We start from the raw sequence: 22471 nt of genomic DNA, 5'->3' as shown, positions 1-22471 counted from the left end.
TCCCATAAGAAAAACGAAATGAACAAAGAAAACGGTTCAAAAAAAGTCTTGTTCGTAGTAACAAGCTGCAATGTAAAAGGAGCTACAGGTATTCCAACAGGATTTAACCTGAGCGAAGTTACACATCCATTGGAGAAATTGGAAGCAAGTGGCGTTGTTGTTGATATTGCATCTATAAAAGGCGGAGCAGCCCCATTAGATGGCTTAGAGGATTTCAATGATGCGGTTAATTCCAAATATTGGGCAGATGTTGATTTTCGTAAAGCTATCGCGAATACCCTGGAATTAGATGATGCAAAAGCGTCAGACTACGACGCCATATTTTTTGCAGGTGGTCACGGAACCATGTGGGATTTTGCTGATAGCCCCGCAATCTTAAAGTTAGTACCGGAATTTTATGAGTCCGGGAAAATTGTTTCGGCAGTTTGCCACGGCCCTGCAGCTTTGGTAAATGTAAAACTAAGCGATGGCTCCTATCTGATCTCAGGTAAAAATGTGGCAGGCTTTACTAATGGTGAGGAGGAAGAAGTGCAGTCAACCAACGTAGTTCCATTCCTGTTACAGGATGCTTTAATTAACCACGGCGCTGTTTACAAGCACGCGCCCAACTGGAACAATAACATCGCTGTTGATGGCAGATTGATCACGGGCCAAAATCCGCAATCTGCCGCAAGTGTTGGTGAAGCAATTGTAAAAACGCTTAAAATTAACACTACCGGCACATCAGCACCTAAACCCGCATTTTCAAGTGCTGATGTAAGTAGTGTTTCTCCTGCATTAGGCAAGTATATTGCTGAAAAATTAGTCGGCGAAGTTTGGGAGCGTTCGGGTTTGTCAAAGCATGACCGTTGCATAGTTACTTTATCAAGCCTGATAGCAAGAAACCAAAGCAATGCAATGCCCCATTACTTTATTAAAGCGCTGAACAACGGTATTACACCGGGCGAACTTTCAGAGATTATTACTCACCTTGCTTTCTATTCAGGAGTGCCTAACGCCATGTCGGCTGTGGCTGTTGCAAAAGATGTATTTGCAAACTATGGAATATCACAAGCAGAATTATCTTCAATCGCCCCATTGATGCTTGATAAAAATGAGGCTTTACCGGGTGATGAAAACAGGGTAGCTTTTATTCAGCAAAACATCGCTCCAATAGCAGGAGGCTTTGCTAAATATACTAATGAATTGTTATATGGTGAAGTTTGGCTGCGTGCAGGTTTAACATCAAGAAGCAGAAGCCTCGCTACAGTATGCGCAATGATCGCAGCGGGGGATATCCAATTTCTGGGAATGTACATGGGCAGGGCTGTTGAGCATGGCATTACCAGGCAGGAAATGGGTGAAGCACTGACTCAACTGGCATTTTATGCAGGCTGGCCTAAACTTATTTCTGCGTCAGAAATTGTAAAAGAGGTATATGACGGTGCCGGTAAATAATTTTTTTCATTAGCACCAATTCCCTTAAAAGGAGTTTGGGATCAAAATCCAAGACTCCTTATTTTAAAACAGTACTTTATTAGGATTAGCCTGGTTCAAATCATTTTCAAATGAGCCAATAAACAGTGGAAAACAACTACAATCAAATAGCAGGACAACGCGCGCAACGCATTGAGGCAATCAGCGATGGCGTGTTTGCCATTGCGTTAACCTTGCTTATTTTTAATATCAAGGTGCCGGTTGGCGAGTCCATCAAATCCGAGAAGAATTTGATTGAAGCATTTTTAGGATTAACTCCTCAACTCCTGAGTTACTTTCTCAGTTTCATCACCTTGGGCATTTACTGGTCTGCACATTCTACCCAGTTCCATTTTATTACTAAAAGTAACCGGACCCTGAATTGGATCAACTTGTTTTTTTTGCTCTTTGTTTCTACTATTCCATTCACCACAGCTTTCTTAAGTCAATACATTACTTTCAGGTTTGCAGTATTCCTTTATTGGCTTAATATTATTATGCTTGGGTTGATACTGGCGCTCCATTGGAATTATGCCAACAAGAATAATTTTACTTCAATAAGCGAAAACGAAAATTTGATCATAAGCAAAGCCATTAAAATAAGAGTTGTTGAGAGTTCACTGCTTTATACCATTGGTGCCTTGTTAAGCTTAATAAATCCTTATTTGAGCATTGCCGTTTTGATTTCCATTCAGCTGAATTATGCGCTGGGTTTGATCTCAGGTTCCCAAAAACACAAAGCAGATAAAGTAAAGCCAGACGGCTAACAGCAAATTCATCATCCATCGGAACTCTTAGGGATAAATTCTCGCAAAAAACACAAATGTATTAGGACGAATCAGAATTAAGATGACATGAAGCCATTAAATAAAATAATTACCATTGAGGAGCATTTTATCCTGAAAAGCATCTCGCAAAAGGTAGCAGCATTCAACATCAAAGAAAATGGTGGGATAGCGCCCAACGATTTAGTGCAAAAGGAGTTAATGAAAATTGGGCCAACCAGCGAAGATATGGAAGATGTTGGGGGGCGGCGGATAAAATTTATGGATGAAAGCGGTATTGATATGCAGGTACTCTCGTATGGTGCCGGAAGTCCTCAAAATATAACAGATAAAACCTTAGCTATTGAACTTTGCCAGGAAGCCAATGATGAATTAGCTAATTTGATAAAACTGCACCCAACAAGATTTGCCGGCTTTGCCACTTTGCCAGTTGCTGACCCAAGTGCAGCAGGAGAAGAGCTGAACCGGACCGTGAAGGAATTAGGTTTTAAAGGCGCAATGCTTTCAGGAACTTTCAATGGTCGTTTTTTTGATGAACCTGAATTTTTACCCATTTTTTCTAAAGCCCATGAATTAAACGTACCTCTGTATATGCACCCTGGTTTCATCCCCCCAAATATTGCAGCACACTATTATCAGAGTAATAACTGGCCTGCCGTTGCGGGGGCTATGTTTGCATCGGCAGGATATGGATGGCATTTAGATTCAGGAATCGCAATTGTCCGGTTAATTGCTTCAGGCATTTTTGACAAACTGCCCGATCTGAAACTCATTTCAGGACATTGGGGCGAACTGGTTCCTTTTTTCCTAAATCGCTTAGATGATCAATTAAGCAAGACTTTAAAATTAGATCGCAAAATTTCCGACTATTATAAAAACAATATCTATATCACACCAAGCGGGCTTTTTTCCGAAGCTCAACTTAAATATGTGATTGACGAACTGGGCACAGACAAAATTATTTACTCAGGTGATTACCCTTATTTAATAGATAAAAACGCCAGGCAATTTCTTGAAACGGCGCCTATTTCGCAAGAGGCTAAAGAAAAGATCGGTTATAAGAATGCCGAAAAATTGTTGGGCTTATAGTATGCTCTTTGAATGCCGCAAGTTAAAAAGTGTATATGTCGGCCGTTTTTCACGCTAATCGGAATAATGGTAAGTAAAACAGGAATCCGTATAACAGTCTTGAGCAGAAGTATCAAGAGCTTTGTTCCACAATACGAGTAATCATTACTGTAACTGTAAAGGGCTTGTTTAAATAAAATAAAAGCCTTTTAGAAACATCGAAATACTAACGAAAAACAAATGAAATTATCAAACAACAAAATTTTAATCACCGGCGGAGCCACTGGTATCGGTTTGGGATTGACTGAAAGATTTATTCAGGAAAATAACCAGGTTATTATTTGTGGCAGAAGGAAAGAAGCGCTGCAAGAGGTGTCTGACAAATTCCCGGCAGTAATAACCAAGGTTTGCGATTTATCGGAGGAATCCGAACGTACAGACCTTTATCACTGGATCGCTGAACACCATAGTGATTTGAACGTATTGGTAAACAATGCAGGAATTCAAAACTGGGTAGATATTTCAGACAAGAGCTTTTATGATAAAGCAAAAAACGAAATTGAAATAAATGTTATAGCTCCATTGCATCTGACTTCACTCTTCACAGAACTCAAATCATTGGACACTGTCATAAATGTAACTTCCGGCCTGGCATTTGTGCCCCTTACAAAAGTACCCGTTTATTGCGCCACAAAATCTTTTTTTCACTCGCTTACCATATCACTAAGGCATTTGCTGAAATCAAAAAATATAGAGATCATCGAATTGATTCCACCTGCCCTCAACACTGACCTGGGCGGCAAAGGGTTGCACAGCGAGCACCCTTCTGTAGGTGATTTTATTAAGGCAATATTTCAACAACTAAAAGAAGGCAAAAATGAATTGACTTTTGGATATAGCGAAATGCTATCGAAAGCAACACCAGTTGAAATACAGGGAATGTTTAAAAGAATGAATCCATAAGAAGACCCTAATTAAAACACTAAAAACTGGGTATCCGGATAATAACAGGGGCTGATCAATTAATTTTGATACAGCCTCTGTTAATTTAATTCTAATTTTTTTTTCAATGCCTCTGGACTTTCCGAGCTATTTCTCAGTCTTTGTTCGGGATTACAAAAAGACAGCGCCAAGTCGGATCTTAACCTATTACCTTAAAGTTACTTGTCATTTATCTCGCATTTATTTCTTTAATTCATAAAACCAGGCTTATCAGCTTCCGTTCCGGCTTTTTCCATACCGAGGCTTTCATTAACATGAAGTTTCGGATCTTCTATAAGTTTTATCACCAGGTCAGCAACACTTTTTCGGGATATTTCGGTTCCGGTAACTGGCTGGCCTTTTTGAGTGATTTTATAATCAACCTCATCTTTGTTCGTATACCAGGTCGGACGAAGAATCGTATATACAAGGCCAGATGTCTCAATGAGGCTTGCAGCTTTTTGATAGCGTTCCAGGATAGGCCCGATCATCTGTTTGTTCCACTGGCCAAAAGCACCGGGAACTTCATCGTAAATCCCAATAGCTGCAATGAACACAATACGCTTCACCCCTGCGGTCTGCATGGCTTTTACCGTCTGTTCGGCGATCACATCTTCCTGATCGTTTATATTTACATAGACCAGATCCTGGCCTTGCATAGCATTTTCAAGTTTTTCACCGTCCAGTATATCGCCTTCAATCAGCTTAATCTGCCCGCTTTCCAAATGTTGCAGTTTTGAGGCATTACGCAGATACAAAGTAAGATGGATGGAATTATTTTGTAATAACCTATCGATCACGTGCCGGGCAACTTGTCCGCCGGCTCCAAGTATTAATACGTTTGTCATATTCAGTTTCTATAGTTAGTATATTTTGCAATAAATGCATCCTTCGGATGAAACTCCGATGCATACGGGTTAAGGCGCCCGTTAATGTTCTATAACCCGGGCTGCTTCGCACTCGCGATGAGGTTAACGTCTACCAGTTCCAATTTCTTTACCATATGCTCTACGGTAGTTTTGTACTTTTTAAAATGAGGCGTTGCAATATGTTTTAGATAGGCGGCACTATCGGCGTAGATCTCCAGAATAGTTATCCGCGAAGGATCTTTTTTGTCGGCAACCGCATAATAAGTCAATACGCCAGGTTCCAGCCGGACAGCCGTTTGCATCTGCTCTTTCAATGCTGCATTATATTCCTTGAGTTGTGTCGAATCAACTTCAATTTGAGCTATACGGATCATGCGCTTATCTGTTTGTGCGTTAGCATGTAAAATAGAAAGGATTAACATTCCGCAGCAGCCGAGTATCCTGAATGATGCCCACACTGTCGTTCTGTAAAAATGATTGCTGATTTTCATATATCTTTATTTAGTGACCTTGAACTTAGTCAGTATTGTACGGGCAGCATCTGCCTGTTGTTTCCCGATGCTGCTTTCCAGCAAGGCAAAAACTTGTTCCAGTTGCCCTTCCGTTACCCCGACATTCATCCCCATGCCAAGATGCGCTTGTAATTGTGCTTCCAGTCCGGGCAAGCTCGCAAGTACTGTGATCGTTGCCAGTTCACGCTCCTGATAAGTCAATACGCCCCGCCCGAATATGTCGGCAAACAAGTGCTCTTTCAAAAAAGCATCAATGCCGGGCGCAAAAGCATTGGCGCCTGTGAGCGGACTGTTCTGTGGCTTACCTGTTAACGTCTCCAGCGTTTTCCTTCCCGCCTCGTATTTGCTTTTATTATCGCCGGTTACAGCCGTTGGGGCCTGTCCTTCCGCGTCCTGTATACCCTTGGATTTCCGTTCCTCCAGCAGGGACATGAAAGTGGTAATGCCGTTGAGGCTACGCGGAAAACCGCAGTAGGCATATAACTGCACCAATTCTTCCCTGATCTGGTTAACGGTCAATCCGGCATCAAGACCTGCATTCAGGGCATTTTTCAATCGCGGCAGGTTACCGGTTGCAGTAAAGGCGGCAATCAATACGACATATTTTTCGTTTGTATTTAATTCGTGACTTTGCTGTGCATTCATAGTAAGACTTGAAATTGCTATCAGAAGTGTTAAAACTGTGCGGATCATTGTTTGATTGTACTGCAAAAGTCGTGCGAAAATATCAGTCGTTGGTTATACAGACTCCTGAAATACTTACCATTATTCCTGATTGTGAGACAAAGACTGGGTGTTCGGAGAGGTTTGACCAAGCAGTTGGTGATTTTAAAGAATTTACCAGTAGCATAAAAGGGGTTTGATTCCTCCATGGGCTACTATTATAAGTTTAAACCTATAACAATTTGATTCTTAGTTGCTTATTTGTTTTTTAGCTAAGATCTTTTTTCTGCCAGGTTTTTCCAGCGCACAAGTAACACTCTGTTAGTTATCTATTTAAGTTGTTTTTTTAGGCGCCACAATGCCTTTTGGGGATTTGTTTCGGATACTCTTTAAATTTCCGGGACTAAATCTTTATCATTTTCACTTTCATCCATTATTATTTCTACTACGAGTTGGGCAGTCAGATCTAATAATTCAGTTTTGTTGTTATCAAATTTTGAGGCTCCTTTTTAACAACTCTTTTGACATTTTTAATAATATTAGTTAAAGACTAATGTAGCTAACCCAAAGAAACAACTTCTATTTTTTACGACCTGATTATAAGCATGTTAATAGCGTTAATCCTGCATAACCTACGTGCCTGCTGTACAAAAAGGGCGTTCCGTATCTCACCCCGGAACACCATCAATTAAATCCAGATCAACCTCATTTTATTGATCTTTTGCTTACCATCTTTCACAAAGTTGGAAGGTCTTAAATCTCCCAAACTCACCATTCTGATTTATTTACTTCACTAAATATGTTTTTTGCTCTAAACCTATTCCCGTCAGCTTTAAGGACTTCCACTGTACTTTTATGTATTAAAAGACATGATGCAACTTTCTATTTCCTGGTATGTTTTAGGTCGTGAAAGATGGATATTTCTAACACAGAATGGTTTTTGAATTTAAATGTTTGGATTGGAGATTCTAACCTCATTCAAAATTGGTTCAACAGTCTCCAAAAACTCAAATAAGTGTTCAAAGAATTTCCCTACGGGCTGCTTACATTTTGAGTCCACACTGGACAAATTTCGAACTACTGCTTAAAGGACTTTCGGAAATTGGCTTTTTAGATGGTCCGAGTCCCATGGGGTTCACCATCTAAGTGAACCGTATGGCATTCGAACCAAATCCTGGGCAGGGTGGGTATCCATTGGATAAAACACGTTTATGATCAACGGATGAAAACCTGGGAAGAGTGGCAGGACGTTTCCGTTGCTGCCCAGGGAAATTAAGATTGTATATTAGCAGTATCTGTTTTACGGATACTGCTTTTCCTATTAAAATAAATCATGAACCATTTCGATAAAATAAGCAGTTTCAGCAATGCCATCGGCATTAAAGCGCCGGAGCATCCGCTGTTCAGCATTTCCTTCGGAAATAAAGACGAGTGCGCGGGTGACGACATAGAATTCTCTGCAAATTTTTACATTATTTCTTTCCAGCAGCTGGAATCGGGTAACATTACCCATGGCAGAACAAAATTTGACCATGACCGGGGCAAGTTGTTGTTCATTAAACCACGCCAGCCGGTCACATTTAAAAATATCAAGTTAAGGGATGAATGCTTTCTGATATTAATACATGAAGATTTCCTGGCGGGAACTCCGCTGCATCATCAAATTAAAAAGTATGGCTATTTTGACTATGAGACCAATGAGGCCCTGTACTTGTCGCCCAGCGAGGAAGAGATGATCTGGAACCTGGTGAATATTATGAATAAAGAATATCGGAATAATACCGATGATTTTACCAAAACTATCCTGCTTAGCCATTTGGATACCCTGCTTAAGTACGCGCACCGCTTTTACAAGCGGCAATTTACAAATCGGGCCGATATAACGGGTACCGTAGCGACCAAGTTTTATGCGCTGCTCCATTCATATTTTGAAACAAAAAAGACCCAGGAATCCGGCCTTCCTACAGTGACTTTCATGGCAGAAAGATTAAATTTTTCGTCCCGCTATCTAAGCGACATGCTTAAACAAGAAACCGGAAAAACCGCCCTGGAACTTATACATCTCTATCTGATCACAGAGGCAAAGAATTTACTTAAAGAAGGAGTGATGAATATTGCAGAAATATCCTTTTTGCTTGGATTTGAAAACCCTACCTACTTTTCCAGGTTATTTAAAAAAGAGGTTGGCGTACCACCTAACGTTTTCAGAGATCGGCATCTGAATTAGCGACCCTACCAGGGCTTATTATGTTGATGAACTTATATAAGCCATCTGTTGGAAAATCGATTGCCAATAGCCTCGAAATATTTGACTGTAAATAATTATCTGACTTAACCAGGCATTGTTATGAGATCGCCATAAATCACCATTAATGTTAATTTATTGGTTGATAAACGAAATTTTTGAATTTAACTGTGCCCTCACCTACAGCACACAATCCTATTCGTAAACTGACGAAACCGCCCAGTACGTTATGATTGTAACCGGATACCTCGACAGAATTTTCTATTTTAATCCAGTTTCGTCCGTCTATACTGTAATACATATCAACTGTACTTTTTATGTTCCTGATCTTTAGAAACACATGTTTATTTATCGCATTTTTTTCGGTTGGGAACTGCCATCCCCTCAGGTTCGCCAAAATATTTTGCTTATCAGCCAATATTCCCGAATAATACCTGTTGTCGTAAAAAAGTGTCAGTCCACCCGTAGCACTTCCCTCTATAAATAACTCCACCTGTGCCGTATAAGAGTGGGTTGAAGGAATACAAGTTAAAGGAGCGCAATCAGCTACAGATTTACCCTTACCTTTTATTGTTAAGCTGTTATCATTCACGTGAAATCTTGTGGTGTCGTATTCTCCAAAAAATTGCCACTGGGGTTTTAAGCTATGGCCGCTGAAGTCATCGCTTAGGGTAAATGAACTTGTTAACTTACTTTGTTTTGGTTTTAATATCGGCGCATCAGTTTTAATGGTGCCGGGTACTTTAAACCACCCTTCCTTTGTCCATTCTACAGGCTCAAGCAAAGTTTGGCGCCCCATACCATAATAACCGTTCTCGTAGGCATGAAAAACCATCCACCATTTACCATTCGGGCCTTCCACTAAACTGCCGTGACCTTTGGACCACCATTTTTCTGAATTGTCTTTTGTACGGATGATCGGATCATAAGGCGAATTTTCCCATGGCCCGAACGGTGTTTTAGAGCGTGCGGAGATTACCATGTGGCTTGTTGCAGGACCAGCTGTCCCTCCTTGCGCTACGGTCAAATAATAATAATCACCCCGTTTAGCCATTGTAGGTCCTTCCAAACAAAAACATTCTATCGACCATTCACGCGGGATCTTCCAGCCGCTGTAAGCCGGTTTTAATTCACCGGTTATAGATAACCCATCATCCGACAACGGCAAATAGCCGCCATTGTTGAAATAAAGATAGCGTTTACCTGCCTTATCGGTAAAATGCCCGGGATCAATAAAATTGACCTTCAGTTCAACCGGCTCACTCCATGGACCTTTTATAGAATCGGCGGTAACCACAAAATTGCTGTTACTTGCGGGGAAGTAGATGTAATATTTGTTTTTATACTTAACTAAGTTTGGCGCCCATACCGAGCCCACATATTTATTCAGCGCGTGTGTAACCGGAACCCAGTTAACCAGATCTTTTGAATGCCAGATTAACAGGCCAGGATAATATTCAAAGGATGAATGTACAATGTAATAATCGTCACCCTCCCGCATGATGGTTGGGTCAGGGTAATCACCCGCAAAAATAGGGTTGACAAAATAAGCATCGCTCTTTGTTTTGCTTTGAGTTGGCTTCTGCGCCTGCGCTAAAAAAGCCGACAAAAAAAACACTGCGGTTAAAGTGATACTTTTGATATTATTCATATTTGCTTAACTATTTCTTTATTTGCCTGTGCCAGGCTACAAACCATCATACTCCGGGATGGGTGAAAATAAAAACACTGAACGAGCTTTCTGTCAAATCAAGAGAAATTTTTTTACTTTCATAAGCATCCGTTTGATTTCTGTTATTCCCCCCGTGCAGGCTGCTCTAACTTTGCATTATAAAGTTCAAATCAACATGATTAAAGCAAGACGAATACGCCAATTTATAATAAGTAAAATTACTTCACTACTACCCTGACCCGATCCAAATTTTGAATACGGGTAAACGAAGTGTTCGCATTGCCTTGGCGTTGTGATGCCACTCTCAATGCCGGAAAATAAGTGCCCGGTTTAGAAAATCTATAAGTAGTTGTCAATCTAACACGCGACCCCGTTTTATTGACGGCAACCCATTTCGTAGAAACTGGAAAGGCTCCGGAAGTAACAAAATTCCATCCATGCAAATCGCCGATCTTTTTTTTAAAGTCCGCCGATAAGCCATCAAAGTTCCAAACGGCAGTTACTAACTTTCCCATACGTTCCGGCACATCGACAAATGCGGTAAACGTAACTGTCTCGCCGATTTTAACTACAGCACGTTTGCTGCCATTCGCTTTCACCAATACTACGGGCTGTATACCTTTTCGTTCATTTGCGGTTGGTGGAATTACTACCTGCCCATCGACAACTTTGTAATTAGTACTGGCCGCGGGAGCAATACCTTTTTCTACCCACGCGCTCAGATCAAGGAGCGCTTGTTGTAAAACCCCGAGATAGCTAATGGTTTCTGTTGGATCATCTTCAATTGATACATCTCCGTGTAAAGCACGATCTGTGAACCATACCCTGAAATGGTTGTCAAGGCTGTCCCCGAGGTTCGCTTTGACCTTTGTTCGGTACCAATCTGCCTGCCACGGAAAAGCTTCGCGATCCCAAAGGGATTCGAGCAAAATTATTTTACCTTTAAATTTGCCGGTGGGAATGACACCGGCCGCTCCTTTTGTAAACAGCGGCCCCAGTAACAACGGACGTTGCGGATATTTAGGTGTGCCATCGGCATTGCGAAACTGATCCCATACATAATATTCCTTTCCCGGTACCTGGTGGCGGTGATAGGTTTGTATGGCGAGGAAGTTAGAGTTATCAACCTGTACCGAATCCCCTGTTTTTAGTTTGGCAACCACTGTTGAATCAACAGGCCCCAACACTACTTTGTCATCTTCTATTTTATTTATAATCAGAACTTTTCCGGCGGCCGCTCCACTTTTTATGATCAGATCGCCGCCGAGGAAATAAACATCCTTAAGTTTATCCTGCAACTGAAATGCAACCGGCATTCCATCCTGAACGCCGCCTATATTTTTAGACGCGGCTCCAGCCGTTCCGCGATCCTCCGCTGACACCGGCTTTTTAAGCCCCAAAGTAGCCGCCTGGTCGCTGTTGATGAGCGCCTTGATAACACTGCGCTGCTGAATTCGTCCTTTTAGAAATAACCCTGGTGAGTCGTGTCCGAGGTAGCCGGGCAGGGTCCAAAAGTCATGTTCAAAGTATTTGCTGTCAATACGAACAATAGACTGGTATAAAACTGAAAAACCCTGCGTACCCATTGTTTTGTAACCAAACCAGCTTTTTACGGGAAATCCCATTTTGGTAGCTTCCTGGAGCGCGGTTCTTTCTTCCTGATTTAACCCGGCGTACATGTCGCCGCTTCCGCCTGGTTCCAGTGCATCAATAATTTGCGGAAACTTATCCTTTAAAACACTCATGGCAAACATCCGCGCGGTAAATACATTGGGGATAGCCTGGTCAGACCCCAACACGTAAGGAACTACTCCATCCCAAACACCACTTATGCTTTCAAAACCTCCAACTGTGCGATATGCGCCCCCGCTGCCGCCAAAAGCGTATCCGTATGGGCGATTTCCACCATAGATCTGCTTGGCAATGACCCGTGAGAATTCGGCCGAAGCCGCATTTACCCGATACGCCGCCAGTGATGGGTCAGATTTCGATGGATCACTAAAGCTGAAATTGCCGCCTTCATTGGTCTCAATAAAATAAGCTCCATGAGTAAGGCTAAACCCTATTTTGTCTTCCTCGCCGGTTCTTCCCTGCGATCCATTCTCACTATCCGGGAATGGTGTAATGTATTGAAAAAAGTGGCCCTGATATTTTTCCTTCTGAGGAAAATAGAAGGAAAATTTTGAACTGGTGCCCTTGAATCCACCATGAATGTACCGATGTTTTACCGGCTTGTCTCGCCATTCATCAACATCCACATAAGGTTGCTTAAACAACGTGTCGGTTGTCTTAAATTTTTGAGCCAGGCCGTCATTTCCCTGGGTTAAATTGTTTTGGGCATGGGAAGCGACAAAACTCAAAAAAAGCAGCATAAACAGCCCTATCTTTAGTTTAATAGACTGCCCGCTATTTTGGATGGACTTCATACTTTTCATATTTATACTTATTTATGATCCTTTATAATTAGGTTATATACTGCTAATCAAATTGCGTTGACAGCGCTTTCCTCATGATTTCATGATTGGAAAATATTGAGGGTTTACGTTTAACGCCAGAAATAGTCCCGCGACTATGTTTAGCTTTTCATTTTAATTGGTTTTGAAGATACAGAACCTCATTCTGTTTATTTGACAGAATAAAGATATAATTGTTACATTGTATGTCAAAATTTATTCTGTCTATTTAACAGAATAGTGTATAACTTTGTATTTTCAAATGATATTTTGATTCATTATGGAATATTCTGAAATAGAAATTATTACGCATCCCGACAGGTACCTGCACCATATACAAGTCGACAATGTTATTTTCGGCTATCATGATAAAGAGCTGAAAGTACTATTGCAGCAGACCCTTGCGACCAGTAAATGGACAATTACAGGTGGCTATGTCGGCCGGGATGAGTCCATCGAAGAGGCCGCCGCCCGCATTTCGGCATCAAGGACCGGATTAAAAAATCTTTTCCTGCAACAGTTTCACTGTTTTGGTAACCCGGATCGTGCAACAGACGCTGAAAAAAATCCGGAAAACCTTCGCAAACTGTCTGGAATTGAAGTTCCTAAAGACCTTTGGATTTTTGACAGATTTGTATCTGTAGGTTTCTATACGTTGACAGAATTCTCGACAGTTGAACTAAAGAAATGGTCACTTGATGCAGCATGCCAATGGTGGCCGGTGAGCGACCTTCCCCCGTTAATGTTTGATCATAAGCTTGTTATTTCTGAAGCTTTACGGACCCTTCGAATGCATATTGCGTTTTATCCGATTGGTTATGAGTTGCTCCCTGAAAAATTTACATTACCCGAAATTCATGCTTTATATCAAACGATACTTGGGAGATCTCTTGATGAAAGAAATTTTCAAAGAAAGTTACTTGCATCAGGCATCGTTTTGAAACTGAAAGAAACAAGACCAATCGGCCCGCACCGGGCTCCCTACCTTTATAAGTTCGACCAGGAAAAATACAATGAAGGCTTACAAAGGGGCATTGTTTTAGCTTTTTAGCTGATTAATAGCAAAGCCCTTAGGATTCCTCGATCACAAAAGATTGGGAAAAGTAAAAAATAAAGTGGCAATTATTACAGGTGGAGAATTGTGAAGTTTGAACTCATATATATTAAATTTTCAAAATTAGATCAGAATTGAACATATAGCATATGAAAATTATGTGTCGGACATCCGTTGTTACGTTTCCTGCTTTTAGTGGTGTTTTGTGCTATTTAGCACTGTTTAGTGTTAAATAGTCACCAATTGTCGCAATGATTTTGTTGGGATTAAAAAACGAGAGGATAACGACGCTTTGAGTAACAAATAAACATCAAAATAAAACAATATCAGTAACAAAACATGCAAATATACCAATTGGTCTTATTTGCAATTACCTGAAAAACTGATATTTATAAAATAAAAAGTGAGATTTTGACTTTCCGTAGATTTATTGTAAAAATCTAAAAATCAATTAGTTACGTTGACTACTTGCCGATACAGAAACTAACATAATTTTGATTATCAATTATTTATACACCTTGAGTTACAAATGGGTAACAAATAAATAAGATAACAAAAAATGTTAATAACTTGAAAATTTTTTATCAAAAAAAAGACTCCAACAAAACTAGTTTGTCAATTCGCATTGTTTTCATCCTTCTAAATTTTGCTTGAATTAAAGTTTACAAGTGAAACATGGGCTTGTTTCACTCTTGCTTATTTTGTTTTCGGATACGCTTTTTTTTGCTTGATATTCAACCGGGGCGGAACTTTCGGTAAACCAAAATCACAACTCCATCATATCCTATTTCATTACTTGCATTGAAGTCATCATATAACATGATTTATATCATATTTTAAACACGCTGACATGTGCATTTTTGCTTGATGAAACTTACAATTACTCCGCAAACAAAGATCAGTCAGCTTCTTGAAGTTGACCGTGACCTGGTGATCGGGACGCTGGTCGGTTTGAACAAAAAGTTTTCAAAACTTAGAAATCCGGTATTACGGAATTTATTGGTAAAAAGAATAAGCATCGCCGATGCCTGCAAAATATCAAAAACCGAGATCGCTGATTTTATGTGGAGCATGAAGCAGATCGGGTTCAAAGTAACCGCTGACACTTCCGTTGGGAATGATATAGCCCTGCAGAATGCTTCTTTCCAGGAGCCTTTGGATTATCTTGAATTGGATGTCCGTCCTGTACTGGCCCAGGATAAAGACCCGCTAAAAGAAATATTAGCCTGTATCAAGAAACTCGAAAACGGTCAGGGACTAAAACTTATTAATACCTTCGAGCCGCTGCCATTGATCCATTTGCTGGCAGACAAAGGATTTTCCTTCCGTGTGGAACATCCCGAACCAAACCTGGTCGTAACTTATTTTAATAAAGCAGGATCTGATGCGGACGAAACGGTTACCATTCCCTTAACAGTCCCGGCCTATGATAATGATGAATTTGACCGGCTGCTGAAAAGATTTGACGAACACCGAATTATTTTTCTTGATGTCCGCCAACTGGAGATGCCAAAACCCATGCTTGCCATCCTGGAGCAAACACCGAACCTTGTGGCGGGTAACGCTTTATTTGTATACCACAAAAAGATCCCGGTATACCTGCTGCCGGAGTTGGAGAAACAGGAATTGACCTATGTCTTTAAAACGATCGGCCCTGCCGATATCAACATGCTGATCTATAAAAAATGAGTGGGATCAAGCAGAACCCTGGCCTTTATAAAATCGTGGTGACCCATTATGTGGCGGCCGCGTTTTGCTTTTTGGTGCTTTCTGTGATGATGCTGTTCTCCGTAAAAGCTTTTACCGGGCACTATTTTCATCCGCAGATCCTTGCTATCACCCATATGGCCGCGCTCGGCTGGGGAACAATGATCATACTGGGCGCATCCTACCAACTGATCCCGGTGGTATTGGAAACGGACCTGTACAGCAAAAAACTTGCCTGGTTAAGTTTCGCACTCTTTTTGCCGGGACTGATTTCACTGGTTTATTCATTTTGGGTATTTGTGCCCGGCATCCACATGCAATGCGGGGCTATTTTATTGCTTTTGGCGGTTATCATGTTTACGGTGAATGTATACCTGACCGCTAAAATGAAAAATCAGAAGACCATCCAGGAGGACTTTATCTTTAGCGCCTGTATCTGTCTTTGCCTGACGGTAGCATTAGGTGCGGCTTTGGTCTTTAATTTTACCCTGTCCATATTTCCGCAGGACCATTTGCATTTTCTGAAATTGCACGCGCATCTTGGATTGATCGGCTGGTTTTTGCTGATGTTGATCGGAGTGAGTTCCAAACTGGTACCCATGTTCCTGGTATCATCGTACCAAAACACCAAACTGCTCACCTACAGTTATTACCTGATCGTCGGCGCGCTGTTGTACTTCCTGATCGATTCTTACCTTTTCGGGCTTAGTCTCCGCACCTACCTGATATTTACGATCGGAGCTTCAGGAATAGCCTGCTATTTTATCTTCATTTTAAAATGCCTGCGGTCACGGTTAAGAAAGCATATCGACCTGCCGATGATGAACAGTTTCCTGTCTTTTATCCTGTTAAAGATCGCTACGCTGACCGTTCCGTTTATTATCTACCTCCACCTCAAAAACAACCCGATGACCATTCGTTTTTCCATGATCTATGGCGAATTTATGCTGATGGGCTGGATCACCGCTTTAATATTGGGGCAAACCTTTAAGACACTGCCATTTATTGTTTGGGTTAAACACTACGAACACCTGACCGGCAAGTTTAAAACCCCAATGCCCGCAGACCTTTTTGCGGATAACCTCCTGAAGGCACAAACCGTGGCCTACCTGATCTTTTGCCTAACCTTTATGCCAGGCTGTTACCTGCTGTTCCTGCCGCTGATCTATATCGGGATAGCGGCGCTGATGGTTACCGCCATACTGTACCTGTCCAACATCTTTATCGTACTATTTCATAAAACAGTAACTTATGGCAAGCTTTGATATTACCAACCCCAATTCCTTTTTAAAAGAACAAATGATGGAAACACTCCGCCTGGTGATGGATCCGGAACTGCATATTAATGTTATCGATCTCGGCCTGGTCTACGGCATTGACATAGACGCGGAGAAAAACCTGGTCAATGTTGAGATGACCTTGTCCTCTTCGTATTGCCCGATGGGTGAAAGCATTGTATCCGCAGTTAAAAACTGTATTGAGGGCCATTATGAAGGTTATACGGCTGCCATCGCGCTCGTTTGGGAACCGGTTTGGTCTTATCACAGCATTACCGAAGAAGGGAAACGATTATTGGGCATTTAATGAAATGGTCTAATTATTCCCGCTGGGCAATGGTTAATTTTATTGTACTCAGCATCTTCGGCGTAATGCTGCGTTATATACAGCTTTACGATATTCCCGGACTTGATTACCAGTTCATTCTGCATGCCCACTCGCACTTTGCTTTCTCAGGCTGGATGTTCTTTTCTATCGCTTTGTTGATCGCATTATTATGCGGTGACGGTAAAATGGCTTCCGGTTTCAAAATTGTCCTTTTACTGACGCTCGTCAGCGCTTATGGTATGCTGGCCAGTTTCTCCTGGCAAGGCTATAAACTGGTTTCCATCAGTTTTTCAACCCTTTTTATGGTTGTGACTTTTCGTTTTACCTACCTCGTATTTCATGGAGATCTATTAAAAAACCGTGTAAGTGAAACGGCTTATATCCTCCTCCGGGGAAGCCTGATCTTATTATGTCTTTCAGCGCTGGGGCCATTCGCCTTGGCCCCTTTGGCTGCATCGGGGCTTAAAAATACACCGTACTACCAGGACGCTATCTACTTTTACCTGCATTTCCAAATGAACGGGTTTATGTTACTGGCAGTTTTGGGACTATTGGCTGCTGCTTTACCGGTCAAGCCATTAGGAAGACGATCAAGGCGATGGCTATATCTTTTTGTCTTTTCCGCGATACCGCTTTATTTTATTTTTACCTTATGGAGCAAAACCGGTAAAGTTAGCTGGATATTGGCTTGTTCGGGCGCGGGCTTGAATCTGGTCAGCTGGCTGGCGCTCTGTCTTAATTTCAAAACGCTATGGCGCGATTTGTCTTTTATAGAACGAGCGGCTGTCATAGGCCTGACTTTCAAATGTATTTTTCAGTTATTTGTCTGTATTCCCGCTATCGGTGATTGGACTTTTCTCAATCGTAACCTAATCATTGGTTACATCCATTTGCTTACCCTGGGAATAATCATGCCGCTGCTGATCGGGCAATTGGTAAGAAAAGGCATAATCTGGTCCTGTAAATTAATTACCATCGTTAACATCCTCTATGTCATCCTCGTGGTGGCCTACCTCTGCGTGCTCTTTATCCAACCCTTGTTAGCGCTGTTTTCCATCACAATCCCATCTTACCAATTCCTGTTATTTTTACTTTGCCTTTCCTTTCTTCCGGTCGGCATTTTATTGTTTTTAAAGACGAAAAGCAACGTCTAAGAGCCAGATGTGATGAGAATCACTTTTTTAATAAACAATAAAAGATAAATTTGTCTTTTATTATTCAACAATTTAGAAAATGGAAATATTAGACATTCTGGACGTTACCGTGATCGAACCACGGTTTAAACATCCAAAGATTTTTGACAAGTTCGATTCATTGTTAGCCGGCGAGGCTTTTATTATTCACAATGACCATGATCCTAAACCTTTGTACTATCAGCTCTTAGCCGAAAGAGGCCAGGTATTCATTTGGGATTACCTGGAAAGCGGGCCGGAAGTATGGCAGGTAAAGATCGCCAAAAAGACCGAAGCGGAACACACGGAAACCATCGGAGAGATCGTGGCTAAAGATTATCGTAAAGCGCAGATCTTTAAAAACATGGGCATCGACTTTTGCTGTGGCGGTAAAAAAACCATCGCTGAAGTTTGCGAGAAAAAAGGGATCAGCCCTGAGGAAGTAGAGCGCCAGTTAGCGGCCGTTAATGGTGAAGAAGCCACCACCAGCGAAAACGATTTTCAGAACTGGGACCTGGGCTTCCTGAGTGAGTATATTATCAATACCCACCATCGTTATGTACGCGAGAATACGGCTTTCATCCTGGAGATAGCGCAAAAAGTGGCCCGCGTCCATGGCGAAAGGCATCCTGAACTTATCCAGGTAGCCCAGTTATTCGAACGGATCGGGAACGACCTGACCCTGCACATGGTCAAAGAGGAAAAAATACTGTTCCCTTTTATCAAAGAACTGGCGCAGGTTTATAACTCAGGCGGTATGCTACCTTCTGCAAACTTTGGAAAGATCTCCGTACCGATACAGATCATGGAGTCTGAACATGAGCAGGTAGGCGGCGATTTTGAAACCATAAGAACAATCACTTCAAATTACCAGTTGCCTGTGGACGCCTGCAGTTCTTATACCATCCTGTTCAAGAAATTGGAAGAATATGAAAACGATCTGCATCGTCACGTCCATTTGGAAAGCAATATCCTGTTCCCAAAAGCCATTCAGCTTGAAAAGGAGTTATCTTAAAGGATAATTATATATTTAGGTTTGTAAAATCAACAGCACAAAAAATGATACTATCCAAATCATGTGAATACGCCATTAGGGCGACGGTTTATGTCGCACTTAAAAGCAGAAAGAATGAAAAGACAGGCATCATCGAAGTTGCTGAAGCAATTGGCTCGCCCATGCATTTTACAGGCAAGATATTGCAAACGCTCGTCCGAAAGAAGATCCTTTCATCGGCAAAGGGTCCTACCGGTGGTTTTTATGTTGAAAATGGACAGGACCTTTTCCTTATCGACATTGTACGGGCCATCGATGGCAATGGCCTATTCACCTCTTGTGTACTTGGGTTAGAGAAGTGTTCAGAAACACAGCCCTGCCCAATGCATGAACAGGTCAAACCCATCCGGGATCTGTTAATGACCGAGTTCAGCAAGAAGCCGGTTACCGAGCTGGTCGAAGAGTTCCGGCAGCATAAATACTTTTTGAAATAAAAAAATTTGACTCAATAAAAGACATTTTTATCTTTTATTAAAAACATGATATAAACTATATATTATAAAAGTAAAACTTAATAAGATATGGCTTGTTCCTGGCTTTAAATATGATTTAAATCATATTTAAAGCCAAGGGCGGTCACTTCTAAGCCCACTACTTCCTCCTACTTTTATCGTACTTAAAAAACCAAAAATGAAAAATTTAAAGACCTTACTTCTGACGCTGCTTGTAGCAGGTATGAGCTTTTTATATGCGTGTGGTCCGTCAAACGGCGACTCCGCGACTGAAAGCACTTCGGCAACGACGCCGGCGGCAACCGCAGACATCGACCCGGCGGCTAAAAGTGATAGTAAAGGTGTCGGCAGGTTTACTGATGTAAAACTGGTTGCTATCGATCCAGCAATGGCCGACAAAGGCCTGGTCGTTTTCAATGCGAAATGCGGAGCCTGTCATAAAATGACCGACCAGAAGATTGTTGGCCCCGGTCTGTTGGGCGTTACCAAAAGGCGCACACCGGAATGGATCATGAACCAGATTACCAACCCTGTAGAAATGGAAGCGAAAGATCCGGTTGGCAAAGCGTTGCTTGAAAAACACCTGACCCAAATGACGTTCCAGAATGTAACGGATGACGAAACCCGTCAGATCCTGGAATACTTTAGACAAACTGATAGCAAATAACATTTAAACTCTTACCGATTATGAAATTTTCACCTTATAAATTACTGGTACCTGCACTGGCTTTGTTGGCAGGCGTTACCATTTATGGCTGTAAACCGGGAAAAGCCGGCTCATCAGTCGATGCCGATGCAGCGCAGAAAGTATACGTAGCCCCGGGTAAATACGATGAAGTATATGCCTTTTTATCAGGCGGGTTTAGCGGGCAGGTTGCTGCTTATGGGATCCCTTCCGGCCGTTTATTAAAAGTAATTCCGGTTTTCTCGCAAAACGCTGAAAACGGATATGGCTATTCGGAAGAGACAAAACCGATGCTGAATACTTCACACGGCTTCGTTCCCTGGGATGATTCTCACCATCCGGAGCTTTCGAAAACAAACGGCGAGGACGATGGCCGATGGCTATTCATTAACGGGAACAACACCCCGCGTATAGCCAGGATTAATCTTGCTACTTTTAAAACGGTAGAAATACTTGAATTGCCCAATATCGGTGGAAATCACGCTTCTCCGTTTTGTACAGAAAACACAGAGTACGTAGTGGGTAACACCCGTTTTAGCGAGCCTCTTGATAATAGTAACGGCGATGTGCCTATTGACAGCTACAAGAAAAATTTCAAAGGAGCTGTATCTTTTGTTAAGGTTGATAAGGATAAGGGAGCCATGAATCTTGCATTCCAGTTGATTGTACCTCCATTTAACTATGACCTGGCGCACGCGGGTAAAGGTACCTCACATGATTGGATATTTTTTACTTGTTACAATACAGAACAAGCAAACACGCTATTAGAGGTAAATGCGAGTCAGCGGGACAAAGATTTTATAATGGCAGTGAACTGGAAAAAGGCGGAAGAATTAATAGCCACGGGAAAGGGTACTAAAATAACTGCCAAATATGCGCACAACGTCTATAACGAAAATAGCCATACCGCCACTTCCACTATTGAAACGGCAACCCAAACGCTTGACGTTACCAAATTTCCCGGCTTGGTTTATTATATGCCTTGCCCCAAATCTCCACATGGTGTGGATGTGAGCCCTGATGGTTTAAGCATTGTTGCCAGCGGCAAGCTCGCGGCGATTATTCCTGTTTTCTCCTACCAAAAAATGTTGGACGCAATTGATAAAAAACAATTTGATGGTATGATTGCCGGCAACATACCGGTATTAAAATATGAATCAGTTCTTCGTGGGGAGGTTAAAAAACCGGGGTTAGGCCCATTACACACTGAGTTTGATGATAAAGGCTTTGCCTATACCACGATGTTCGTTTCTTCAGAGGTTGTAAAATGGAAAGTTGATAACCTTGAAATTATTGACAGGATACCGTCTTATTATTCTCCGGGCCACTTGTCAATTGTCGGCGGAGATTCAAAAAAGCCGTTTGGTAAATACCTGCTTTCACTAAACAAAATTACCAAAGACAGGTACCTGCCAACCGGCCCGGAATTGGCCCAGGCTTGTCAGCTCATTGATATTACAGGGAACAAAATGAAGCTCTTGCTTGATTTTCCGACTATTGGCGAACCGCATTACGCGCAAATGATCCCTGCGGAAAAAATCCTTAAAAACCAGGTAAAATTCTTCAAGCTGGAGGAAAATAAAAACGCTTATGTAACTAAATCCGAAAAAGACACCAGGGTAGTCAGGAATGGCAACCGCGTGGATGTATATATGACAGCAATCCGCTCACACCTGGCGCCAGATAACATTGAAGGTATAAAAATTGGAGACGAAGTTTACGTACACGTAACCAACCTGGAGCAGGACTGGGACGTACCGCATGGCTTTGCAATTAAAGGGGCAAGTAATGCAGAACTGTTGATCATGCCAGGTGAAACCTGCACCCTAAAATGGGTTCCGGGCCTGGTAGGGATTGTTCCCTTCTACTGTACCGACTTTTGTTCAGCGCTTCACCAGGAAATGCAGGGCTATTTCAGGGTATCACCAGCAGGCTCCAATGTACCCATTAAATTCTCTATCGGCGAAAACCCGGTAACCCAATAATTACAGATCAAAGTGTATAGTGCTTTCCAACACTATACACTTTGTTAACCCTCT

The 22471-nt window shown here is 41.8% G+C and carries 19 protein-coding genes; 14 read left to right on the top strand and 5 right to left on the bottom strand.

Translation table 11 applies throughout. The annotated features are described in order from the left end of the window. Positions 1-18: 18 nt before the first annotated feature. From AC1RM2_RS26890 to AC1RM2_RS26875, 4 genes are all read left to right on the top strand, one after another. Positions 19-1437, top strand: a complete 1419-nt coding sequence (locus AC1RM2_RS26890) for a carboxymuconolactone decarboxylase family protein (protein ID WP_492988192.1) — start codon at positions 19-21, stop codon at positions 1435-1437. Between the two features lie 125 nt (positions 1438-1562). Then, the gene (locus tag AC1RM2_RS26885; protein WP_492988191.1) at positions 1563-2222 is read left to right on the top strand and encodes a TMEM175 family protein; all 660 of its coding nucleotides are present in this window, start codon (positions 1563-1565) and stop codon (positions 2220-2222) included. Positions 2223-2309: 87 nt separating this feature from the next. After that, positions 2310-3329, top strand: coding sequence for an amidohydrolase family protein (locus AC1RM2_RS26880; protein WP_492988190.1), 1020 nt, complete (start codon positions 2310-2312; stop codon positions 3327-3329). A gap of 219 nt (positions 3330-3548) precedes the next feature. Further along, positions 3549-4271, top strand: a complete 723-nt coding sequence (locus AC1RM2_RS26875) for an SDR family oxidoreductase (protein ID WP_492988189.1) — start codon at positions 3549-3551, stop codon at positions 4269-4271. A 227-nt stretch (positions 4272-4498) separates the two neighbouring features. Here the strand turns inward: AC1RM2_RS26875 and AC1RM2_RS26870 are convergent, their stop codons facing one another. From AC1RM2_RS26870 to AC1RM2_RS26860, 3 genes are all read right to left on the bottom strand, one after another. Further along, positions 4499-5137, bottom strand: a complete 639-nt coding sequence (locus AC1RM2_RS26870) for an SDR family oxidoreductase (protein ID WP_492988188.1) — start codon at positions 5135-5137, stop codon at positions 4499-4501. A gap of 89 nt (positions 5138-5226) precedes the next feature. Then, on the bottom strand, positions 5227-5649 hold the full coding sequence (locus AC1RM2_RS26865; protein WP_492988187.1) for a putative quinol monooxygenase: 423 nt from the start codon (positions 5647-5649) through the stop codon (positions 5227-5229). Positions 5650-5655: 6 nt separating this feature from the next. Beyond that, entirely contained in the window at positions 5656-6363 is a 708-nt protein-coding gene (locus AC1RM2_RS26860; protein WP_492988186.1) for a carboxymuconolactone decarboxylase family protein, read from the bottom strand. 1303 nt (positions 6364-7666) lie between these two features. On the opposite strand from AC1RM2_RS26860, the gene AC1RM2_RS26855 reads away from it, so the two are divergent. Continuing rightward, positions 7667-8560 (top strand): helix-turn-helix domain-containing protein, encoded by an 894-nt coding sequence (locus AC1RM2_RS26855; RefSeq protein ID WP_492988185.1) that lies wholly within the window; start codon positions 7667-7669, stop codon positions 8558-8560. A 148-nt stretch (positions 8561-8708) separates the two neighbouring features. Here the strand turns inward: AC1RM2_RS26855 and AC1RM2_RS26850 are convergent, their stop codons facing one another. Beyond that, the gene (locus AC1RM2_RS26850; RefSeq protein ID WP_492988184.1) at positions 8709-10229 is read right to left on the bottom strand and encodes a family 43 glycosylhydrolase; all 1521 of its coding nucleotides are present in this window, start codon (positions 10227-10229) and stop codon (positions 8709-8711) included. A gap of 239 nt (positions 10230-10468) precedes the next feature. After that, positions 10469-12676 carry a hypothetical protein gene (locus AC1RM2_RS26845; protein WP_492988183.1) on the bottom strand — a complete coding sequence of 736 codons (2208 nt, stop codon included), beginning with the start codon at positions 12674-12676 and terminating at the stop codon, positions 10469-10471. 307 nt (positions 12677-12983) lie between these two features. Here AC1RM2_RS26845 and AC1RM2_RS26840 point away from each other — a divergent pair, with 307 nt between their 5' ends. From AC1RM2_RS26840 to nosZ, 9 genes are all read left to right on the top strand, one after another. Beyond that, positions 12984-13754: an NUDIX hydrolase gene (locus tag AC1RM2_RS26840; RefSeq protein ID WP_492988182.1), complete on the top strand. Its 771-nt coding sequence runs from the start codon at positions 12984-12986 to the stop codon at positions 13752-13754. Positions 13755-14624: 870 nt separating this feature from the next. Next, complete coding sequence (locus AC1RM2_RS26835; protein WP_492988181.1) at positions 14625-15446, top strand: DUF2249 domain-containing protein; 822 nt, start codon at positions 14625-14627, stop codon at positions 15444-15446. Next, complete coding sequence (locus AC1RM2_RS26830) at positions 15443-16729, top strand: cytochrome C oxidase subunit I (protein WP_492988180.1); 1287 nt, start codon at positions 15443-15445, stop codon at positions 16727-16729. The genes AC1RM2_RS26835 and AC1RM2_RS26830 overlap by 4 nt, the downstream gene beginning before the upstream one ends. Beyond that, positions 16716-17048: a metal-sulfur cluster assembly factor gene (locus AC1RM2_RS26825; RefSeq protein ID WP_492988179.1), complete on the top strand. Its 333-nt coding sequence runs from the start codon at positions 16716-16718 to the stop codon at positions 17046-17048. Before AC1RM2_RS26830 ends, AC1RM2_RS26825 begins: the two co-directional genes overlap by 14 nt. Continuing rightward, entirely contained in the window at positions 17048-18223 is a 1176-nt protein-coding gene (locus tag AC1RM2_RS26820) for a hypothetical protein (protein ID WP_492988178.1), read from the top strand. Before AC1RM2_RS26825 ends, AC1RM2_RS26820 begins: the two co-directional genes overlap by 1 nt. A 79-nt stretch (positions 18224-18302) precedes the next feature. After that, positions 18303-19256 carry an iron-sulfur cluster repair di-iron protein gene (gene ric, locus AC1RM2_RS26815; protein WP_492988177.1) on the top strand — a complete coding sequence of 318 codons (954 nt, stop codon included), beginning with the start codon at positions 18303-18305 and terminating at the stop codon, positions 19254-19256. Between the two features lie 44 nt (positions 19257-19300). Beyond that, positions 19301-19729 (top strand): RrF2 family transcriptional regulator, encoded by a 429-nt coding sequence (locus AC1RM2_RS26810; RefSeq protein ID WP_492988176.1) that lies wholly within the window; start codon positions 19301-19303, stop codon positions 19727-19729. Between the two features lie 196 nt (positions 19730-19925). Beyond that, positions 19926-20414, top strand: coding sequence for a c-type cytochrome (locus AC1RM2_RS26805; RefSeq protein ID WP_492988175.1), 489 nt, complete (start codon positions 19926-19928; stop codon positions 20412-20414). A 20-nt stretch (positions 20415-20434) separates the two neighbouring features. After that, a complete protein-coding gene (gene nosZ / locus AC1RM2_RS26800; protein WP_492988174.1) occupies positions 20435-22417 on the top strand; it encodes a Sec-dependent nitrous-oxide reductase in 1983 nt (660 codons plus the stop codon). Positions 22418-22471 lie beyond the last annotated feature (54 nt).

The organism is Mucilaginibacter sp. GW822-FHT03E02 (assembly GCF_058801545.1).
The sequence above is the reverse complement of the archived record's forward strand: the minus strand, read 5'-3'. Positions and strand labels throughout refer to the sequence as shown.

What these genes read in the sequence shown, in the direction of transcription:
- AC1RM2_RS26890 (WP_492988192.1), top strand. Translation starts at nt 19, where the DNA reads ATGAACAAAGAAAACGGTTCAAAAAAAGTCTTGTTCGTAGTAACAAGC.
- AC1RM2_RS26880 (WP_492988190.1), top strand. Translation starts at nt 2,310, where the DNA reads ATGAAGCCATTAAATAAAATAATTACCATTGAGGAGCATTTTATCCTG.
- AC1RM2_RS26875 (WP_492988189.1), top strand. Translation starts at nt 3,549, where the DNA reads ATGAAATTATCAAACAACAAAATTTTAATCACCGGCGGAGCCACTGGT.
- AC1RM2_RS26870 (WP_492988188.1), bottom strand. Translation starts at nt 5,137, where the DNA reads ATGACAAACGTATTAATACTTGGAGCCGGCGGACAAGTTGCCCGGCAC.
- AC1RM2_RS26865 (WP_492988187.1), bottom strand. Translation starts at nt 5,649, where the DNA reads ATGAAAATCAGCAATCATTTTTACAGAACGACAGTGTGGGCATCATTC.
- AC1RM2_RS26860 (WP_492988186.1), bottom strand. Translation starts at nt 6,363, where the DNA reads ATGATCCGCACAGTTTTAACACTTCTGATAGCAATTTCAAGTCTTACT.
- AC1RM2_RS26855 (WP_492988185.1), top strand. Translation starts at nt 7,667, where the DNA reads ATGAACCATTTCGATAAAATAAGCAGTTTCAGCAATGCCATCGGCATT.
- AC1RM2_RS26850 (WP_492988184.1), bottom strand. Translation starts at nt 10,229, where the DNA reads ATGAATAATATCAAAAGTATCACTTTAACCGCAGTGTTTTTTTTGTCG.
- AC1RM2_RS26845 (WP_492988183.1), bottom strand. Translation starts at nt 12,676, where the DNA reads ATGAAGTCCATCCAAAATAGCGGGCAGTCTATTAAACTAAAGATAGGG.
- AC1RM2_RS26840 (WP_492988182.1), top strand. Translation starts at nt 12,984, where the DNA reads ATGGAATATTCTGAAATAGAAATTATTACGCATCCCGACAGGTACCTG.
- AC1RM2_RS26835 (WP_492988181.1), top strand. Translation starts at nt 14,625, where the DNA reads ATGAAACTTACAATTACTCCGCAAACAAAGATCAGTCAGCTTCTTGAA.
- AC1RM2_RS26830 (WP_492988180.1), top strand. Translation starts at nt 15,443, where the DNA reads ATGAGTGGGATCAAGCAGAACCCTGGCCTTTATAAAATCGTGGTGACC.
- AC1RM2_RS26825 (WP_492988179.1), top strand. Translation starts at nt 16,716, where the DNA reads ATGGCAAGCTTTGATATTACCAACCCCAATTCCTTTTTAAAAGAACAA.
- AC1RM2_RS26820 (WP_492988178.1), top strand. Translation starts at nt 17,048, where the DNA reads ATGAAATGGTCTAATTATTCCCGCTGGGCAATGGTTAATTTTATTGTA.
- ric (WP_492988177.1), top strand. Translation starts at nt 18,303, where the DNA reads ATGGAAATATTAGACATTCTGGACGTTACCGTGATCGAACCACGGTTT.
- AC1RM2_RS26810 (WP_492988176.1), top strand. Translation starts at nt 19,301, where the DNA reads ATGATACTATCCAAATCATGTGAATACGCCATTAGGGCGACGGTTTAT.
- AC1RM2_RS26805 (WP_492988175.1), top strand. Translation starts at nt 19,926, where the DNA reads ATGAAAAATTTAAAGACCTTACTTCTGACGCTGCTTGTAGCAGGTATG.
- nosZ (WP_492988174.1), top strand. Translation starts at nt 20,435, where the DNA reads ATGAAATTTTCACCTTATAAATTACTGGTACCTGCACTGGCTTTGTTG.